This is a genomic window from Nonomuraea sp. NPDC050310, from assembly GCF_040655795.1.
GTDB lineage: Bacteria > Actinomycetota > Actinomycetes > Streptosporangiales > Streptosporangiaceae > Nonomuraea.
The window spans coordinates 1-14,862 of the sequence record NZ_JBFAKP010000001.1 but is presented as its reverse complement, the minus strand read 5'-3'; the positions used below and the strand labels follow the sequence as shown (position 1 = coordinate 14,862).

At 64.8% G+C, this 14,862-nt stretch carries 21 protein-coding genes and 1 pseudogene; 7 read left to right on the top strand and 15 right to left on the bottom strand.

The annotated features are described in order from the left end of the window. Positions 1 to 56: 56 nt before the first annotated feature. Both AB0I67_RS00110 and AB0I67_RS00105 read right to left on the bottom strand, forming a co-directional pair. Positions 57 to 338 (bottom strand): hypothetical protein, encoded by a 282-nt coding sequence (locus AB0I67_RS00110; RefSeq protein WP_357915061.1) that lies wholly within the window; start codon positions 336 to 338, stop codon positions 57 to 59. Continuing rightward, on the bottom strand, positions 335 to 745 hold the full coding sequence (locus AB0I67_RS00105) for a plasmid replication, integration and excision activator (protein WP_357915058.1): 411 nt from the start codon (positions 743 to 745) through the stop codon (positions 335 to 337). Before AB0I67_RS00105 ends, AB0I67_RS00110 begins: the two co-directional genes overlap by 4 nt. A 238-nt stretch (positions 746 to 983) precedes the next feature. Between AB0I67_RS00105 and AB0I67_RS00100 the strand changes: the two genes are divergently transcribed. Next, the gene (locus AB0I67_RS00100) at positions 984 to 1,463 is read left to right on the top strand and encodes a hypothetical protein (protein WP_357915055.1); all 480 of its coding nucleotides are present in this window, start codon (positions 984 to 986) and stop codon (positions 1,461 to 1,463) included. A gap of 15 nt (positions 1,464 to 1,478) precedes the next feature. Here AB0I67_RS00100 and AB0I67_RS00095 read toward each other — a convergent pair whose 3' ends face one another. From AB0I67_RS00095 to AB0I67_RS00085, 3 genes are all read right to left on the bottom strand, one after another. Beyond that, entirely contained in the window at positions 1,479 to 2,210 is a 732-nt protein-coding gene (locus tag AB0I67_RS00095) for a GntR family transcriptional regulator (RefSeq protein WP_357915052.1), read from the bottom strand. 424 nt (positions 2,211 to 2,634) lie between these two features. Then, the gene (locus tag AB0I67_RS00090) at positions 2,635 to 2,811 is read right to left on the bottom strand and encodes a hypothetical protein (protein WP_357915049.1); all 177 of its coding nucleotides are present in this window, start codon (positions 2,809 to 2,811) and stop codon (positions 2,635 to 2,637) included. 201 nt (positions 2,812 to 3,012) lie between these two features. After that, complete coding sequence (locus AB0I67_RS00085; RefSeq protein ID WP_357915046.1) at positions 3,013 to 3,171, bottom strand: hypothetical protein; 159 nt, start codon at positions 3,169 to 3,171, stop codon at positions 3,013 to 3,015. A 229-nt stretch (positions 3,172 to 3,400) separates the two neighbouring features. On the opposite strand from AB0I67_RS00085, the gene AB0I67_RS00080 reads away from it, so the two are divergent. Both AB0I67_RS00080 and AB0I67_RS00075 read left to right on the top strand, forming a co-directional pair. After that, complete coding sequence (locus AB0I67_RS00080; RefSeq protein ID WP_357915043.1) at positions 3,401 to 3,628, top strand: hypothetical protein; 228 nt, start codon at positions 3,401 to 3,403, stop codon at positions 3,626 to 3,628. Positions 3,629 to 3,762: 134 nt separating this feature from the next. Next, entirely contained in the window at positions 3,763 to 4,410 is a 648-nt protein-coding gene (locus AB0I67_RS00075; RefSeq protein WP_357915040.1) for a hypothetical protein, read from the top strand. On the opposite strand, the gene cutA is transcribed toward AB0I67_RS00075, so the two are convergent. Both cutA and AB0I67_RS00065 read right to left on the bottom strand, forming a co-directional pair. Further along, positions 4,376 to 4,720: a divalent-cation tolerance protein CutA gene (gene cutA, locus AB0I67_RS00070; RefSeq protein ID WP_357915038.1), complete on the bottom strand. Its 345-nt coding sequence runs from the start codon at positions 4,718 to 4,720 to the stop codon at positions 4,376 to 4,378. The genes AB0I67_RS00075 and cutA overlap by 35 nt on opposite strands. Then, on the bottom strand, positions 4,708 to 6,390 hold the full coding sequence (locus tag AB0I67_RS00065; RefSeq protein WP_357915035.1) for an Eco57I restriction-modification methylase domain-containing protein: 1,683 nt from the start codon (positions 6,388 to 6,390) through the stop codon (positions 4,708 to 4,710). Before AB0I67_RS00065 ends, cutA begins: the two co-directional genes overlap by 13 nt. Positions 6,391 to 6,525: 135 nt before the next feature. Here AB0I67_RS00065 and AB0I67_RS00060 point away from each other — a divergent pair, with 135 nt between their 5' ends. Beyond that, complete coding sequence (locus AB0I67_RS00060; protein ID WP_357915032.1) at positions 6,526 to 7,236, top strand: PaeR7I family type II restriction endonuclease; 711 nt, start codon at positions 6,526 to 6,528, stop codon at positions 7,234 to 7,236. 86 nt (positions 7,237 to 7,322) lie between these two features. Here the strand turns inward: AB0I67_RS00060 and AB0I67_RS00055 are convergent, their stop codons facing one another. Both AB0I67_RS00055 and AB0I67_RS00050 read right to left on the bottom strand, forming a co-directional pair. Continuing rightward, on the bottom strand, positions 7,323 to 8,006 hold the full coding sequence (locus AB0I67_RS00055) for a hypothetical protein (RefSeq protein WP_357915029.1): 684 nt from the start codon (positions 8,004 to 8,006) through the stop codon (positions 7,323 to 7,325). Positions 8,007 to 8,623: 617 nt separating this feature from the next. Beyond that, on the bottom strand, positions 8,624 to 9,091 hold the full coding sequence (locus AB0I67_RS00050) for a tyrosine-type recombinase/integrase (RefSeq protein ID WP_357915026.1): 468 nt from the start codon (positions 9,089 to 9,091) through the stop codon (positions 8,624 to 8,626). A 151-nt stretch (positions 9,092 to 9,242) separates the two neighbouring features. Here AB0I67_RS00050 and AB0I67_RS00045 point away from each other — a divergent pair, with 151 nt between their 5' ends. Next, a complete protein-coding gene (locus tag AB0I67_RS00045; RefSeq protein WP_357915023.1) occupies positions 9,243 to 9,830 on the top strand; it encodes a GNAT family N-acetyltransferase in 588 nt (195 codons plus the stop codon). Positions 9,831 to 10,210: 380 nt separating this feature from the next. Here AB0I67_RS00045 and AB0I67_RS00040 read toward each other — a convergent pair whose 3' ends face one another. From AB0I67_RS00040 to AB0I67_RS00030, 3 genes are all read right to left on the bottom strand, one after another. Then, entirely contained in the window at positions 10,211 to 10,849 is a 639-nt protein-coding gene (locus tag AB0I67_RS00040) for a DUF1963 domain-containing protein (protein ID WP_357915020.1), read from the bottom strand. A gap of 582 nt (positions 10,850 to 11,431) precedes the next feature. Beyond that, positions 11,432 to 11,851, bottom strand: a complete 420-nt coding sequence (locus tag AB0I67_RS00035) for a hypothetical protein (protein ID WP_357915017.1) — start codon at positions 11,849 to 11,851, stop codon at positions 11,432 to 11,434. A 361-nt stretch (positions 11,852 to 12,212) separates the two neighbouring features. Next, positions 12,213 to 12,614, bottom strand: coding sequence for a GNAT family N-acetyltransferase (locus AB0I67_RS00030; RefSeq protein WP_357915014.1), 402 nt, complete (start codon positions 12,612 to 12,614; stop codon positions 12,213 to 12,215). An 88-nt stretch (positions 12,615 to 12,702) separates the two neighbouring features. On the opposite strand from AB0I67_RS00030, the gene AB0I67_RS00025 reads away from it, so the two are divergent. Beyond that, complete coding sequence (locus AB0I67_RS00025) at positions 12,703 to 13,041, top strand: hypothetical protein (protein ID WP_357915011.1); 339 nt, start codon at positions 12,703 to 12,705, stop codon at positions 13,039 to 13,041. Here AB0I67_RS00025 and AB0I67_RS00020 read toward each other — a convergent pair. The 3 genes and pseudogenes from AB0I67_RS00020 to AB0I67_RS00010 form a co-directional block, all read right to left on the bottom strand. Continuing rightward, on the bottom strand, positions 13,001 to 13,435 hold the full coding sequence (locus tag AB0I67_RS00020) for a CPBP family glutamic-type intramembrane protease (RefSeq protein WP_357918308.1): 435 nt from the start codon (positions 13,433 to 13,435) through the stop codon (positions 13,001 to 13,003). The two genes, AB0I67_RS00025 and AB0I67_RS00020, sit on opposite strands and share 41 nt — an antisense overlap. Positions 13,436 to 14,045: 610 nt before the next feature. Next, on the bottom strand, positions 14,046 to 14,279 hold the full coding sequence (locus AB0I67_RS00015) for a hypothetical protein (RefSeq protein ID WP_357915008.1): 234 nt from the start codon (positions 14,277 to 14,279) through the stop codon (positions 14,046 to 14,048). A gap of 111 nt (positions 14,280 to 14,390) precedes the next feature. Continuing rightward, positions 14,391 to 14,483, bottom strand: a pseudogene (locus AB0I67_RS00010) (hypothetical protein); the annotation flags it as partial. 84 nt (positions 14,484 to 14,567) lie between these two features. Here AB0I67_RS00010 and AB0I67_RS00005 point away from each other — a divergent pair. Next, the coding region (locus tag AB0I67_RS00005) for a transposase (RefSeq protein WP_357915006.1) at positions 14,568 to 14,862 on the top strand (295 nt) is incomplete at its 3' end.

Sequence of the window (14,862 nt, the reverse complement as noted above, 5' to 3'; positions counted from 1 at the left end):
GTCAGGGGAGATGGGGGCCGCCGGAAGGACCAGTTCCGAGCGGCCCCGCTTACGTGTCAGGCCGCAGCCCTCAGTCGCTCGCAATCGGCGAGGAAAGCCGTCGCGGCGTCGAGGAGCTGGCGGGCGAACTTGACGTGCTCGTCGGTGACCTTGGCGGTCTTGGTGGCGCCGATGGAGACGTGCGCCGCGCCGTACTCGATCGACAGGAACGGGTGCATCTCCGGGTTGGCCGTGTAGTACTCGACCCGCGCCCGGGCGTCCGGGTAGATCGAGACTCCGATGCGGGGTTCGTCGCCGGGGCGGACGCTGATCGTTGTGTAGCTGTATCCGGTGCTCATGCTGCGACCTCCTTGGTGCTCGGCTTGGCGCTGGTGCGCGGGGCATGCATCTGGGTTGCCTTGATCGAGTAGGCGAGGCGTCCGGACCCGTTGACGTACGGGGTGATGGTCAGGCCGTCGAACTCGACGGGCGTGATGGGCAGGCCAGCCACGGGGGCCGGGGGCACCGGCTGCACAGGGCTGAGGACCTTGACCGCCACGGTCTTCTGCGCCGCCTTGAGCGAGGGGTCGGCGTCCATGACGGGGATCTGCCAGACGAGTTCGCCCGTGTGCTTGTCCCTTGCCTGGACGAACCGCCCGTTGCTCGAAGCCTCGAAGTCCTTGACTGGCTCGACCTCCCCGACGGCGTAGCAGCCGTGCGGGAAGACCTGGTTGAACGTCACCGGAATGGGTCCCTGGATTGCCATGTCTACTGACTCCCTTCTCTTGAGCGGCCAGCCAGCTTGACTGGCCAAGTAGCTTCATTAAGCAGCACGCATACTTGGTCAGTCAAGTGCTCTAAGTAGTTAGAGGTGGAGAAGTTGGAGCCCCAGCCCCCTTTTCGCCTCGGATTGGGCGAGCGGGTGACGGTCTGTCGGAGATGCGATCTGCGCTGTCAGCAGCGTTGCGCCATCTCTTGTCGTAGGGGGTCGCTATCTTCCGACTGTGACCATTGATTGGGGCGATGTTCCCGCCTGGGCGGCTATCGGGCTGTCGTTCGCGTTCTCGCTGGCCGCGCTAGTCGTGTCGCTGCGAGGTTTGAAATGGCAGAAGGTGTCGGCCGAGGCCACACTGAAGGCTGCAAACGCGACCGAGAAGGCGACAGCGCTTGCTGAACTCGCAAACACGCTCCGGACCGAGAACGGAGCGTCGCGACAGCAAGGGCATGTTGAGTGGGATCTTGCGCGCCACAAGGACCGTTTCGTGCTCCGAAACAGGGGCTCCGCCATTGCGACGGGCGTCGCTGTGCAAGGTGATGGCATCGATAAGGTTGTTATGCACCGGCCGGAAAACGCGGCTATCCGCCCTGGGGCATCGGTGAGCTTCTACATGGTGGGCTCCTTGGCCCACTCCGTGCCGGACGAAATCGAGGTGGTCTGGGATGGTCACCCTGACCCGACCGTCCTCCCCGTTCCACCCCGTTGATAGCGACTACTGTCCTTATCGAATGGGGTAGGCGTCTTCCAGTTCGTGACGATCGCCGGGAAGTACCGACTCGACGACGACCCAAGGTTTTCCGGTCGCATCACAGGCCACGGCGTAGACAGTGAGCAGCGCGGCGGAGCCCTTGACGCCGAGCAAGCCAGACTCTTCCTTGGTGGGGTTGCGAGCGGTGATGTGCTCAATGATGTGGTCGAGGGCCGCGCCGGCCGCAGCCTCCACATAGCGCCGCACGCCTTGCCGCAGCTCGTCGGCATCGACGAGAGCCGTACCCTCTGCCACTTGGACCGGCAGCCACGTCGAAGAGATCTCGGTCGGCTCGTTGTCGTGCTCCACCAGGTAGCGCCGCAGCACGACCGGCGACTTGGGAGCGAGCCCGAGATAGGCCGCGATCCGGTTGGGCGCCTCGATCTCGCCCGCGTGGAGCAGGCGACTCGAGACCTGAACCTCACGCCGGTCGAGCAGTTCGCGCCCCGTTCTGACCTGCTGGCCGGTGGGGATGGCCGGACGGCCCCGGACGAAGCGGCCCTTGCCTTGGTGGGTGACGATCCAGCCTTGATCGCGCAGGACGCCGAGGGCCTTGACGACGGTGGGCCGTGCCATGCCGAATTCGGCCATGAGCTGGTGTTCACTGGGCAGCGGAGAGCCGGGCGGATACTCCCCGGAGTCGATGCGCCGCTCTAGTTCCGCGATCAGTTGCGCGTACTTCGGGGGCGTGTATTCAAATGACATCAGATCCCCACATTCAACATGCCTGTCTAGCCAAGCAGGCTATCAGCGCATGATGCCTGTGTAACCCCCTTCGGGAGAGACTTGCTTGTCACCCCCGAGACGCGACGGCGCGGGACACTTCCCGGAGTCGACCACGCCGCCGCGCCCGCCTACCGGGCCTGACCGTCGAGAAGCGCCCTCCATACGGCATCTGCCTCCCGGAACGACCACCGGTAAGTCTCGTGAACCCCATCGCCACCGGTGCGCCGGACGAAGATCTGTCCCGCCGCGTGGCACAGCTCATAGACCGGCGACCGGCAATCGCACGTCCACGCCACCACGCGCACCCGTTCCTCTGCGTGGTACGGCTTCCGCCAGACGAGCACCATGTGATCAGGTACGGCGTCGCCAACATGCGGACTCAAGCAGCCCGCCGCCAGAGCCGTCATGCCGCACTCACCATGCCAACCCCGGCGCACTCGAAGCAGTCGAGCTGCACCAGGTCGATGACCGCGCCGTCAATACGTCGCTGTGCATCGGCGCGGCTCTTCCGGATCCAGCGCCAGCCCTTCCCCCGGCAGGCCCGGCACTCTTCGTTGGCAATCTCGTCGTTGGCGCTCATGAGGACAAGCGTCCTCACCTGGCCATACGTATCCCATCCCGAGACGGAATCCCCCTACCGGATCAGCAATATCCCTTGACGGGATAACTCCGAGGCGTGAGCGTGGAGTAACCGGCAGTCTCAGGGCGCAAGGTGATGCGGCAGATGTCCACAGAACCGGTCGTAGTACCGGAAACCCTCTGGCGTCGCTCCGAGATGGTCTCAGCCCTGACAAAACGCGATATCGGCCACGTCTTCCGGCTTGTCCGGCAGTTCGCAGGCATCAGCCAGACCCGCATGGGGCGTAGCGGTCGGTCTCAGCCAGGGCAAAGTCAGCGAAATCATGAACGGCGCCGTCCAGGTCACCTCATTCGAGGTCATCGAGCGCGTCGCCGAGGGCCTAGGCATGCCCGACCCCGCCCGCATGACACTCGGCTTGGCCCCGCGCGTCATCACAGGCGTCCCACTCCCACGCACACCCATCCCGGCTCGGGATGGAACCCCCGCGATCCCCGAACCTAGCGTGGAACAAGTCAGACAACTTGTTCCCAGCCCCGAGGACGTCGACGTCCTCACGCTGGCCTGGGTAGTGGGAAGGCTGGATGCACACGTGGACCGCCGAACGATGCTGTTGCTCGCCGCAGGCATGACCGCCGAAGCCGCGGCCTCCATCGCCGACCCCTGGGAGCGCCTTACTCGCGCCCTGTCCGGTCCTCAGGCACTCGACGAGGACACCGTTGAACACCTCGAAGCCCGCACCATCGGATTCCACCGCCTCGAATTCGTCCTCCCCGCCCGCGCCATCTACCAGGGCCTGACCAGCCACTCCACGAGCTGAGCAACCTTCTCCAGTCCGCCCCGCCCGAGCGCTTTCGCCGCCGTCTGGCCGCGACCGCTGGAGAGGCATCCGTCCTGGCCTCGTGGATCGCCTGGGACCTCAAGCAGCCGGCGCAGTCGGCATCGTTCGACCGCGTGAGCGCCCTGGCCGCCCGTGAGGCCGGTCATCCGGTGATCCAGGCATGCACCTACGCCTACAAGTCGTACGCCGTCGAGGGCGTCGAGGCGATTCAGGTTGTACGGCAGGCACAAGCGTTCCTCCCCGCCGAAGGAGACGACGCCACCCGCGCATGGCTCCTTGCCCGCGAAGCCGAGGAACTCGCCTCACTCGGCGACCGCCAGGCCGTCGAGCAGCTACGGCAGGCCGAGGAAGCATTCCACCGGGCCAAGCCCCACCGAGAGCGCGTGTGGACCCGGTTCCTTGACTCGGGTCGTATGGCCGCCTTCCAACTCTCGACCTACGTACGGTTCGGCGACGAACGCCACGTCACGGAGGCGGGACAGGCCGCACTCGACTCCATCAGCCAGAGCACCGACCACAAGCGGGCTGCCGTCATCTACGCCGACGTGGCACAGGCGCAGTTCCAGATAGGGGACAGTGCCGGAGGCGTCTCCTACGCGCGTCGCGCCCTCGAAGCGGCCCAGCGCACCGAATCGACTTGGGGCCTCCAGCATCTGGGCACCATCGAGAAGGCCCTTGCGAGTCAGCAGGACCAGGCCGCCCGCGAACTACTCGGCGACCTGATCGCTACTCGCCGGACTCTGGGGACGTCTCCTGCCTGATCCACTCCAGGTAATCAGGTGTTCCCGCGGTGATGGGCACCCCGATGATCTCCGGCACCTCGTACGAGTGCAGCGCCCGGACACACGCCGCTAGAGCCTCGAAGTGCTGACTCGTCGTCTTCATGAGAAGAAGCCACTCTTCCGCCCGATGAACTTCATTTCTCCACCAGTAGACCGACGTCATGGGCGAGATGATCTGCACGGCCGCAGCCAGCCGCCGCGCGATCACCTCGGAAATGATTCGCTCGGCCTCGTCCAGGGACGACGCGGTCACCCTGACCTCTAAGCAGGGCTCCATCACTTCGGCCACTCGCGCAGGCCGTACACCTTGAGCGCCGCCGCTGTGGCGGCCTCAACGTCTCGCGCTCGGAACGCTGTCGCGAGAGCATCCTTGAGTTCGTCGCTGATTTCGTCGGGCCGTGGTACGGGGATGCGGCGGAGATACTGGGCCTGGAAGCGCAATGTCTTCCCTCGCATCTTCACCGCGTAGGCATCAACGAATCCTTCGGCCACCTTGGATAGGAGCAGGCCGCCGAGGACCTCCAGATCCCAGACGTCAGACGTGATGAAGTACAAGTTGTGATGCGGGTAGAAACCGCCTTCGTCCAGGACGGGGTGACTGCTGAGCTTCATGTCGGGGAACAGCAGTTTGGGCCGCGCCGTCAGCCCATGCTCCACCTTGTCGATCGTCTTGTACCACTTGTCAGGCGCCTTCTTGGCGACGTATCGGCCACTCAGCGCCGCCTCGTTCTGCCGGAACCAAGAGGCCAGACGTGGATACTGGTCGAGATCTACCAGCCGTCCCGCCTCGTCCCAGGGATTGACTAGGAAGTTTCCCGACCAGGTCAGGGTGCCGCTCGTTGTGTCTCGGACCATTGCGAGCGGAAGGAGCCGCTCGCTCTCGACCAGATCCGATTCATTGGTGATGAACACCTTGTCGGCCCCGGTGGCGATCCCGATGCCCACCCGAACGCCTGATTGCTTGTCTCCAAGGACGGTGAAACGCTCCGTCAGGTCTTCCAGAGCGGCAAGCCGAGCAGGAGATCCAGTTGGCCATAGATCGTCACCTGAGAACCAATGAGGCATCCGCGCCGCCTCATACGATGCGGAGCTCTTGGCGCCCTCGGCATCGCCGCACGCCCAACCAACCAGTTCCCGGGCGGCGCTCTCGTCGAACTCTCGCTTGGTGTCAGCGACCACAGCCGGACCTTGTTCGCCCCGCCGAAGAATGGTTACGGCGGGGTAGGCGGCAACTTGTTCCTCGAAGGCGTCCACGTCATGCATCGTCACGCAGGCATCGAGGGCGTAGCCGTCGCTGACCAGCTTGCGGAGCTCCCGACCGTACTGGTTGCGCATCCAACGGTCGGCACAGATGAAGCCGAGTCGACCGCCGGGCCGAAGAGACCGGAGGCCCGCCTCGAAGAACCCGATGTAGATGTCAGCCCTCCCGACCATGGTCGGCCAGAGGGAGCGATACAGGTTCGTCCGGTTGTCGGGTACGTCCTCCAACCGAATGTAGGGCGGGTTGCCCACCACCACATCTATGGCGGGTCGAGGTCCTTGCTCAAGGAGATAGTCGCCGCGGCGAATCCACGCTTCAGCCACCTTGGCGGCTTCGTCTGGTGTCCAGCCAGTGTCCGTCAAAACGCGCTCCACACGAGACCGAGCGGCCATGACGTTACGAGGGAGGAGGTCGAAGGCTGACACGGAGTGCAGGGCCTCGACGATGTTACGGTCGTGCTTCCTGCACGACTCGCTCACTCGCTGCGCGATGACCTCCAGGAACGCCCCGCCACCACAAGCAGGCTCCATGAGCTGGACCGCGGTCAGGTCATGGTCGGAACGGTAGTCGAGGAGGTCAAGGATCATCTCGACGATCCACCGGCGAGTGAAGACCTCACCATGCTCCACGGCCTCGTCGGGGATCTCGTCCAGCGAGCCGCGAGGGACAAGGTTGAAGTCGAGGGCGAGCGTTTCCACAAGCGCCACCTTACGGGGAGTGGGAGTAGGGGACGGCCCGCATGCTCGGACTTTGCATCCCACGCGGGCAGAGATCATGACGTACCCTTGATCAGATTCGGGGCCTGATGTGAAGGGTCGAGGGGAGCACCAGAGGTGCACAAGGACGAAGTTCGCCGAGCTATCGAATCGTTCTGGTCTACACGCGAAGCGCAGCGAGCGATGCTTGAGGACGAGGGCAAGTCAGGCGGAGCAGCACGGGCCAACGGTCACATGGGCGGTATCGAGCGGATCGTTGTGCAGGAATTCCTCAACGCAGACATTCCAGCCGAATGCATCAAAACGGGTCAGCCGTATTTGCCGGGATACTTCAGAGTTCGCAAGCAATGGGATCTGGCGGTCGTCCTGGGAGACATCCTAGTGGCAGCTATCGAGTTCAAATCACAAGTGGGCAGTGTCGGAAAGAACATCAACAACCGGTTCGAGGAAGCGCTTGGGACGGCGGCCGACACGCACGCAGCGCAGACCAAGAACCAGCCCTACGGTGAGGTTCCTCCGTGGTTGGGCTATGTGTTCGTCCTGCAAGAGACCGCCGAGACGGAGCAGAAGAACCGTTCAACGAAGGCCCTATTCCCTACCGATCCGGAATTTAAAGGGATGTCCTACAATGAGCGCTACCAGGAAATGGTCAAGCGTTTCATTGGCGAGAACATCTATCAGGCCGGTTGGTTCGTGACTACCAAGGTCACCGACGAGGGCATCGTGTACAACGAGCCGCTCGCCACCGCGACGGCAGAGGCTTTCGCCGTCCAGATTCGAGGCCGTGTCGAGTTCGTCAAGGCGGTCATGAAGGCGCGCGCAGACTAGGCGTTGCATTGCCGAATTGAGCTCATAGGGATCAAGGGCGGCGCTGCGCGCCGCCTCGCGGCCCGAGTGGCGGGCCGCAATCGGCGTTAGCGCTTCCTTAGCGCACCCGCTCGAATCCACTGCACGACCGTTACTGCAAGGTGCACCACGGCCTGAGCCTCTTCAAGGAGCGGGGGTCGTCCTTGACCGTTCGCGTGACGATCAGGGTTGGGCCACAGGAGCTTCAGAATCTCTACCAGCGGCTCAACCTCATGGCCCTGCTGGGGGCCAGGGATCTCGAAACGCCAAGCGCCGCCTTGCCCCTTGAGCTGGCCAAGCGCGTGTCCGAATTGTGGTTGATTCTGATTTGGCACTACGAGTGGAATGAGAACTGCCTCCACGGCCTTGATTGAGTGATCCCAGGCGTCAGAAGGGTTGGGGGAACGGTCATAGGCGGCGGCCCACGCTTCCCGGAGCTCCTCGCTAGCAAGATCGTTAGGAGACATTGCGGCCTGGGCAGCAAGCCGAGCGGTCTCGTTGACCCGCCGTTGCAATGCACGGTTGTGATCGGCCACGGTCCATGCCGAACCCGCCAACTCCAAGGCATCGCGGAGATCTTGCGCAGAACCATTGGAGGGGGAGAGACGAAGCGTGGCGTCTACTACGTCCAGGAAGACCTCTTGGTCGCCTGAGCAGGCAGCGAGAATCTGCGATTGGATCTTTACGCCGTCGAGATGGCCACCATTCCCCGCCCGAAGCGACACCCGGGCGGCCATGGCGACGTCCAGCATGAGCGCAGTCCGCATGCCGCCCCTGCCCCGATAGCCGAACTCTCCCTGGAGCCAGTGTGTGAGAGGGAATGCAAGGTGCGCTGGGACGCCCTCATGAGGTGCATCGACGGCAGCATTCCCGATCCGAACCGAAAGCCTTTGCCATGTCATGGAATCATCCCCCGAAGTGGGTCGATCACGGGTCGCAGAGTAGCAGCCAGGTACGACAGATCTGTCTTCAAATCGGATGCCTCCGGCGGGGGTACTCCGGCTCCGGGATGGTCCCGCGTCGGGGGTGAGGTCCGTCGTGGCTGAGATGGAAGCCTGATCATCCCGCCCACCGTCGCCCCGGGCAAAGCCGAGCAGACCAGGGACATGGGGCCAAGGTCGTTCGTCCGGTGGGGCGCTCCACCTTGACCCCATGGCCCTGGCCCGCTTCCCCTTCGGGCGGGACGACGGCAGACGGGATGATCAGGCGGGCGGGGTGCGTGCGGCGGGCTCAAGCCCCAAGTCGGAGAGCTGATCGTCGTGCCAGATGCGTGCCAGAACGGACGGTAAGTCGAGGTCATTCAGGGTCACTCACGGTCACTCGTCACGCTCTGACGAGGACCCCCGTCTCCCAGCTCAGAGCACCAAGATCAGTAGCCGGTTCCCAAGCTGACAGCGCGGGTTCGATTCCCGTCACCCGCTCTCATGTTGAAAGCCCAGCTCAGGGCGATGATCCTGAGACTGGGCTTTCGTTGTTCCTGGGGCCGGGTGATCTTCCGTGCAATCGGGATCGTGGGCGGGTCTTCCTGGTCGGGGCCGGCGATGTGGCGGTCGATCGCGTCCGTGATCGCCTGGTCTACCCCGCGAACGGCGTGCTGGTAGATCATCGCGGCGCGGATGTTGTCGTGCCCCATCCTGGCCATCAGGTCCTTGAGGCCCACTCCCGAAGCGGCGGCGAACATGTTGCCGGTGTGACGGAGATCATGGAAGTGGAGATTCGGGACGCCGATGGCCCGGACGGCTTCCGGCCAGACGGGCGCTCGGTTGAATCCACTTCGCCGCATGGGGCCGCCCTTGGCTGCTGGGAAGACGAGGGCGTTGGGGTCGTCCCCGACCATTGGTCCCGAGATCCCAGAAAGGGTAAGGAGCTTCGCGCACCGGCCCACCCCTCCATCTCCCGGATCTTCGCCCGTGAGGTCCGTACAAGGGGCACCCTTCCATCCAGTATCCGCAGGTAAGAGGCGTCAGACATACGGATAGGGTGACGCAGTGCTAAATCACATTGAGACCGAGCGGTTGCTGCTGCGCCGCATCACCGCAGACGACGTTGACAATCTGGTGGAGCTGGACAGTGATCCCGAGGTCATGCGCCATCTGAGCGGAGGTGTTCCGACATCACGAGAAAAGATCGTCGGCGAGATCCTCCCCCGCATCTTGAGCTACACCGGCGACCAAGGGTTCTTCGCCGCGATCGAGAAATCAACCGGGGACTTCCTAGGCTGGTTTCTCCTGCGTGCCAAGCATGGTGAGCCCGAGGATGAACCGGAGCTGGGTTACCGGTTGCGCAAGATCGCTTGGGGGAAGGGCTATGCCACCGAAGGATCGGTTGCGCTGATCACGAAGGCTTTCACCGAGCTGGAAGCCCGTCGTGTATACGCGGAGGCCCTGGCAGCCAACATCGGATCGCGCCGGGTGATGGAGAAGGCAGGGCTCCAGTACGTGCGCACGTTCCAGATCGACCAGCCCGAGATTCCCGGCTCAGAGCAGGAAGTAGTGGAGTACGAACTGCTCAGAGAGACGTGGGAGGAGACGCCTCCGGCGGGGGCACTCCGGCTCCGAGAGGCTCGCCGAGCCTGACCGAGGGGCCCGTCAACGGCTGAGGTGGAAGCCTGATCACCCCGTCCGCCATCGTCCCGAGACAAGGCGAGCGGAACGGGGCCACGGCGCCACGGTCTTTCGTCCGGTGGGCACTCCACCTTATCCCCATGACCCCGGGTGTCAGCCTTGAGCCGGAACGACATCATCAGCGCCGGCCGGTCATCGAACCGTCGTTGTTTGATGACCGCATCCGGCAGGGAGTACACGGTGGCTTAGGTGGAAGCGTGGTCGCCCCGCCTTCCATCGCCTCGAGCAAAGCCAAGCGGGACCCGGGCTGTGGCCCGCTTCCCTTCAGGGGTGGCTGACCACAGATCAGACAGGCGCGGACAGACGGCAGTATGCGCGTCGCCGGGCCACGTTTATGACCCTTGGCTGAGAGAGTCCACGGGGCGCTCCGGGCATTCCAGGCAGACGAACAGGTAGAGCGATCCAGCGTCCTGGATCATGAGACCCGTGGGCTCCTGTAGCTCCAGCGGAGCGCGTGGAGCGAGCAGAGCACGCTCTTCGAGGGGAGCCCAGCGCTTCCCGCTTTCGATGTCGAACTCCTGAGTAGCAATCGTCAGCAGATGCGCCATCTCATGACCTTCACCGCATTCGACGTGCGCAGGATCTTGGATCCAGGACACCCAACCCCCGACCTTGCTGCCTGGAGCGCTCGAGAGGTGCGAGAAGTAGCTCCAGCCGTCAGAGTTGGGAGATTCGTCCTCCCAGGCCCAGATCCGCTTTGCGAGGTCAGCGGGGAGTTCCCAGCCCGCGGGGTACTCCTGCACACGCTCCGGCGATAGCACGCAAGCCGTAGGGAGGTAGGAGGCGTCGCTGTCTGAATCCGGCGCGGGGGCATCGACGAGAGGATTACCGACCGTTTCCGCCCTCCGCCAGCGCACGATCGGGTGCGGCTGGAAGTACGGCTCATGATCGAGCGGGCACCACAGAACTTGAAGGGCGTCGGCGTCACCCGGGAAGGGCAGCTCGGGAACATCTCGAGCGAAGAGCTGCATGACGGAAACGAGCGGAAGCGGGTCCCATCCTTCTGAAGGGTCATGAGTCTGGGGGACGGGGCAGACAGGCCACGGTTCAGCCGCAGGCCACAACAACGGCCCTCCGATCGAGCTGTCCGTGATAGCAGGCTTTCCTCGACGCGGATGCAGACGAACTGCAGTCCTGCGTTGCCCTGCCAGCTCAGGAAAGAAAGCCGCTACGTCGAACGGTTCCGAGGGAGTCGTCAACCCCATGCTCACCACTCCGATCACAACGGAGAACGTCGTAACGGCACACCGTAGAGCAGACCACCGACAGAATGAAGCCTTGCTCCACATTGAGATCGTCGCGCCATCAGCCGGAGTTATGAGAGGTCAACCGCCGTCACTCACGACCGGCCTCCGTCGCAGGCCGACGCCTCTACGAGCCAAGATCCATTCATCCCCGGCGCTGGCGGCGCGGGTTGTTTCCACGGCCCACCCGCTCACTGCTTGGGGTGTGCATACTCCCGTCCTTCGCACTTGCTCGGATCGTTGGACGCTTGGGTCAGGGCCGCCGTGGAAGAAGGCCATCGTCATCCTTGCGTCGTCCTCGCTGACCATCTAGCCCCTTGGATCGCTCATACGCACCGCTCGATCCGCCGCGACGTCGAAACCCAGATCAGGCCTCCCGCAGCCCTCCGGCGTCATCAACACCGACTTCCCAAGGGCGCGCCCGATTGCCTTGAGGAACGCCACCAGGATGTCCAGACGCTCCTGACCCTGCAACTCCCGCAGATCAACGTCGAAATCGATGGAGACTGCTCGATAAACCCTGAAGATTGCCAGCACGTCGGGAACGGGCCAAACTCTCAGTTCCGACGCTTTGCCCTCGGCCGCAGCCGCCACCATTTCGGCAGCCGCGGGAAGCCTTTTCGGTTTACCGCTGAGCGAGTATGCATGCCGCCAGCCTCGAGTCCGAACGAGGTCAATCAGCGTCTGCCAGTCGTCCACAGTCGTTCTCTCGATGACCACGTCCGGCAAGGCGCCGTCGTCTTGAGATCAAACAGGGACCTCACGTCTTCCCAACGCAGGTCAGCCACCCCAGACGCACGCCCATGGCGTTCTCGATCCATCAATCGAACCAGACCACCAACCGGACGCCGTCGGGCCCGAAACGCTCCGCCAAGGCGAGTCCTCAAGGGGCGGTCTGCGGTTCTTGCTGTCTGGTCGCCATGACCAGCTCCTCATTTGGTGGAGCTCTGATCGCCGAGCGAGGGATCCTGCGCCTGGAGTCCCACGCTTGCTGGGAAGCGGGATATGGCACCTGAACCGGGTGTGGCACGGACCTGCGTCCGGCTCATAGAGCAGGACGGCAGGCGGCTGGACGTGGCGAAGGACCGGATCAGCCTCGAAGGGCCGACCAGTTACGCAGGCCCATGCCTGGAACGGGGCGCATGCCGAGCTTCTCGTAGTACGGCTGGAGCTGCGGGTCGCACAGGAGGTCGACCGAATAGAAGCTCTCGGCGGCCTTCAGTGCCCGGCTCACCAGCTCGCGGCCAATGCCCTGGCCCTGGTGTTCCGGGAGGACCTCGAGCCAGGGGATGAAGGCCGTCAGCACGCCGTCGCTGATCATGTTGATGAAGCCGACGGCGCGGCCGTCGCCCTCCATGGCTACGACGGCGTAGTAGCTTCCCCGCAATACGGCGAGGTGCTGCTCCGGCGAGGGTGGTGCGGGCCAGCCGACGAAGAAGCCGCGCAACTGGCTGGCTTCGAGGGTGCTCATGTCGTCCGTGTAGCTGATCATTTCTTGCCGTTCTCCCGGTCTGCGGATCTAGCGAGCGAAGGTATCAAGTGGCCATGGGAGCCGTTGCTGGGCTGAAAGGGTCGGGGGCATGGGTGCCTGGATCTATGTGCGCGGGTGGCTGGAGTTCTACGGGCAGCGGGCCGCGGCTGAGCGCATCATTCGGCGGGGGGAAACCAAGGGGTGGGCTTTTCCTGAAGGTGGGTGGCTGGACGCAGTTTGTTATGCCCGCGGCGTTCGGGATGCCGGTGAGGTCCTCGGTCCGCTGCGGGAGATCGCGGCGTTGCCGGCCGTGGATGCGGACGGGGATCGGGTGTGTGGCCTGTTCTTCGCGTTTCACGAGGCGGGCGGGCAGGAGGAGTGGCAGGTGCGGGACGGTGAGGTCTTCGTCACGCCTGCTTCGTCTCGCTACGACTATCTGTGGAAGTAGCGCTTGCCGTACCTGGAAGGAAACGGGCGGCTACCACGGCTAGCAGGGTGAGGCCCAGGGCGGCCGGCCAGGTGGTTGCGACGGGGTGGCCGGTGAGGGTGGCTACTGCGAAGAGGGCCCAGTTCACGCTGTTGTGGCCGAGGATCGCGAGGAGCAGGCTGCCGCCGGAGCCGTTGGTGAGCCACGACAGCACCACGGACAGGGAGACGGTGAGCACCAGGTAGGCGAGGAGTTGGCCGGGGTCGCTGCGAGCGGTGTCCCATTCGCGGATCAGGAACAGGAGGGCGTGCCAGAAGCAGTGGACGACGCCGAGGAGGAGGGCGGCCGGGAGGGGGTGGAGGCGGCGCTGGAGGTGCGGGAGGGCGACGCCGCGCCAGCCGGGTTCTTCCTGGATGGGGCCGCCGATGAGGTAGGTGGCGTAGGTGATCGGTAGGAGGGCGGCGGCTGCGGTGGGGGGCAGTGGGGGTGGTCAGGAGGTAGCCGAGGGCGGTTGCGACTGGGATGGCGAGGAGGGCTAGGGCGTACCAGCCGGGGTGGGCTCGCCAGTGGACCAGTCGGCGGAGGAGGGCTCGGCGGCCGGCGGGGCCGGCGGTCAGGTGGGTGACGAGGAGGGCCGCGGCGAAGGGGCCGGCGAACAGGCCTAGTTGGTTGATCGCTGCGATGGCTGGGAGGGGGAGTTGGTACGGCAGGGCGGCCAGGCCGCTCGCCGAGAGCCACCAGGGGCTCCAGCCGATCCAGGAGCCCAGGTAGGCCAGGGATAAGAAGGCGACTAAGGGGTGGCGGCGAATCCAGGCGGTCATGGGTGTCCTTCTCGGTCGGCGGGGCCTTTGGGTGTCTCGGGGCCCAGGTTGTCGGGGGCGTGCGGGCGAAAGGGGCGTCGGGAGCGCGGTCGTCCCGGGTGTTGTGGGAGGAGAGGTCGTCAGGGGCGCGCAACTCCCGGTCGTGGCGGGCGTCGGGGCTCTTGGACGTCGTGGGCGTCGGTGGCCTGGTCGTCGCGGGCGTTGCTAGGGCAAGGGGTCGTTGGGGGCGGAGAGGTCGTCCAGGACGGATTGCCAGAAGGCGAGGTTGGCGCGGACGGTGGCTCGGCCCCAGGTGAGGACGCGGCGGTGGCTGGGCTGGTCGCCGCCCAGGCCGGGGTGGTCGAGGAAGCGGGCGGTGGCGGCGAGTTCGGCGGTGCGGCGGCGGGCTAGGGGTTCGATCAGCTCGGGGGCGGCGTCCATGAAGAAGAGCTTGAGCATGGCGGGGTCGCGTGGTTGGGATGGTTCGGGTGGTTGGCCCAGCCAGTGGACCAGGGCGGTGCGGCCTTCGTCGGTGATCGCGAAGGTGCGGCGGCGGCGGCCGGTTTCCTCCTGCGTTGCGGTGACCAGGCCGAGGGTGGCCAGGCGCTGGGGTTCGGCGTAGAGCTGTGAGCGGGGGACCTGCCAGAAGAACTCGACGGAGAGTTCGACGTTGCGTTGGAGTTCGTAGGAGGTCTGGGGGCCGGCGGTGGCTAGGAGGCCTAGGGCCTGTCTTCAAAGGTGATCTAGATGGTGGATCATCGTGAGGTGATCCGGCGTCATGAGCTCAGTGATGAAGAGTGGGAGCGGCTGCGGCCGCATCTCCCCGCAGCGCGGTTAGGACGTCCGCGCGAGGATGACCGGCGGGTGCTGAACGGGATCGTGTGGAAGATCCGTACCGGGGTGGCCTGGCGTGATGTCCCGCCCCGATACGGGTCCTGGCAGAGCCCGTACACCCGGTTCCGGCGCTGGGCGCTGGACGGCACATGCACGGCGATGCTGCAGGCGATGCAGGCCCAAGCCGATGCGCGCGGGGACATCGACT

Bases quoted from the DNA above. Each gene is read 5' to 3' on its own strand.
- AB0I67_RS00095 (WP_357915052.1), bottom strand. From the start codon at position 2,210: ATGTCATTTGAATACACGCCCCCGAAGTACGCGCAACTGATCGCGGAA.
- AB0I67_RS00110 (WP_357915061.1), bottom strand. From the start codon at position 338: ATGAGCACCGGATACAGCTACACAACGATCAGCGTCCGCCCCGGCGAC.
- AB0I67_RS00090 (WP_357915049.1), bottom strand. From the start codon at position 2,811: ATGAGCGCCAACGACGAGATTGCCAACGAAGAGTGCCGGGCCTGCCGG.
- AB0I67_RS00055 (WP_357915029.1), bottom strand. From the start codon at position 8,006: ATGCTGGACGTCGCCATGGCCGCCCGGGTGTCGCTTCGGGCGGGGAAT.
- AB0I67_RS00015 (WP_357915008.1), bottom strand. From the start codon at position 14,279: ATGCTCAAGCTCTTCTTCATGGACGCCGCCCCCGAGCTGATCGAACCC.
- AB0I67_RS00025 (WP_357915011.1), top strand. From the start codon at position 12,703: ATGGGTGCCTGGATCTATGTGCGCGGGTGGCTGGAGTTCTACGGGCAG.
- AB0I67_RS00040 (WP_357915020.1), bottom strand. From the start codon at position 10,849: ATGCAGCTCTTCGCTCGAGATGTTCCCGAGCTGCCCTTCCCGGGTGAC.
- AB0I67_RS00050 (WP_357915026.1), bottom strand. From the start codon at position 9,091: ATGGTCGGGGACGACCCCAACGCCCTCGTCTTCCCAGCAGCCAAGGGC.
- AB0I67_RS00085 (WP_357915046.1), bottom strand. From the start codon at position 3,171: ATGACCTCGAATGAGGTGACCTGGACGGCGCCGTTCATGATTTCGCTG.
- AB0I67_RS00030 (WP_357915014.1), bottom strand. From the start codon at position 12,614: ATGATCAGCTACACGGACGACATGAGCACCCTCGAAGCCAGCCAGTTG.
- AB0I67_RS00105 (WP_357915058.1), bottom strand. From the start codon at position 745: ATGGCAATCCAGGGACCCATTCCGGTGACGTTCAACCAGGTCTTCCCG.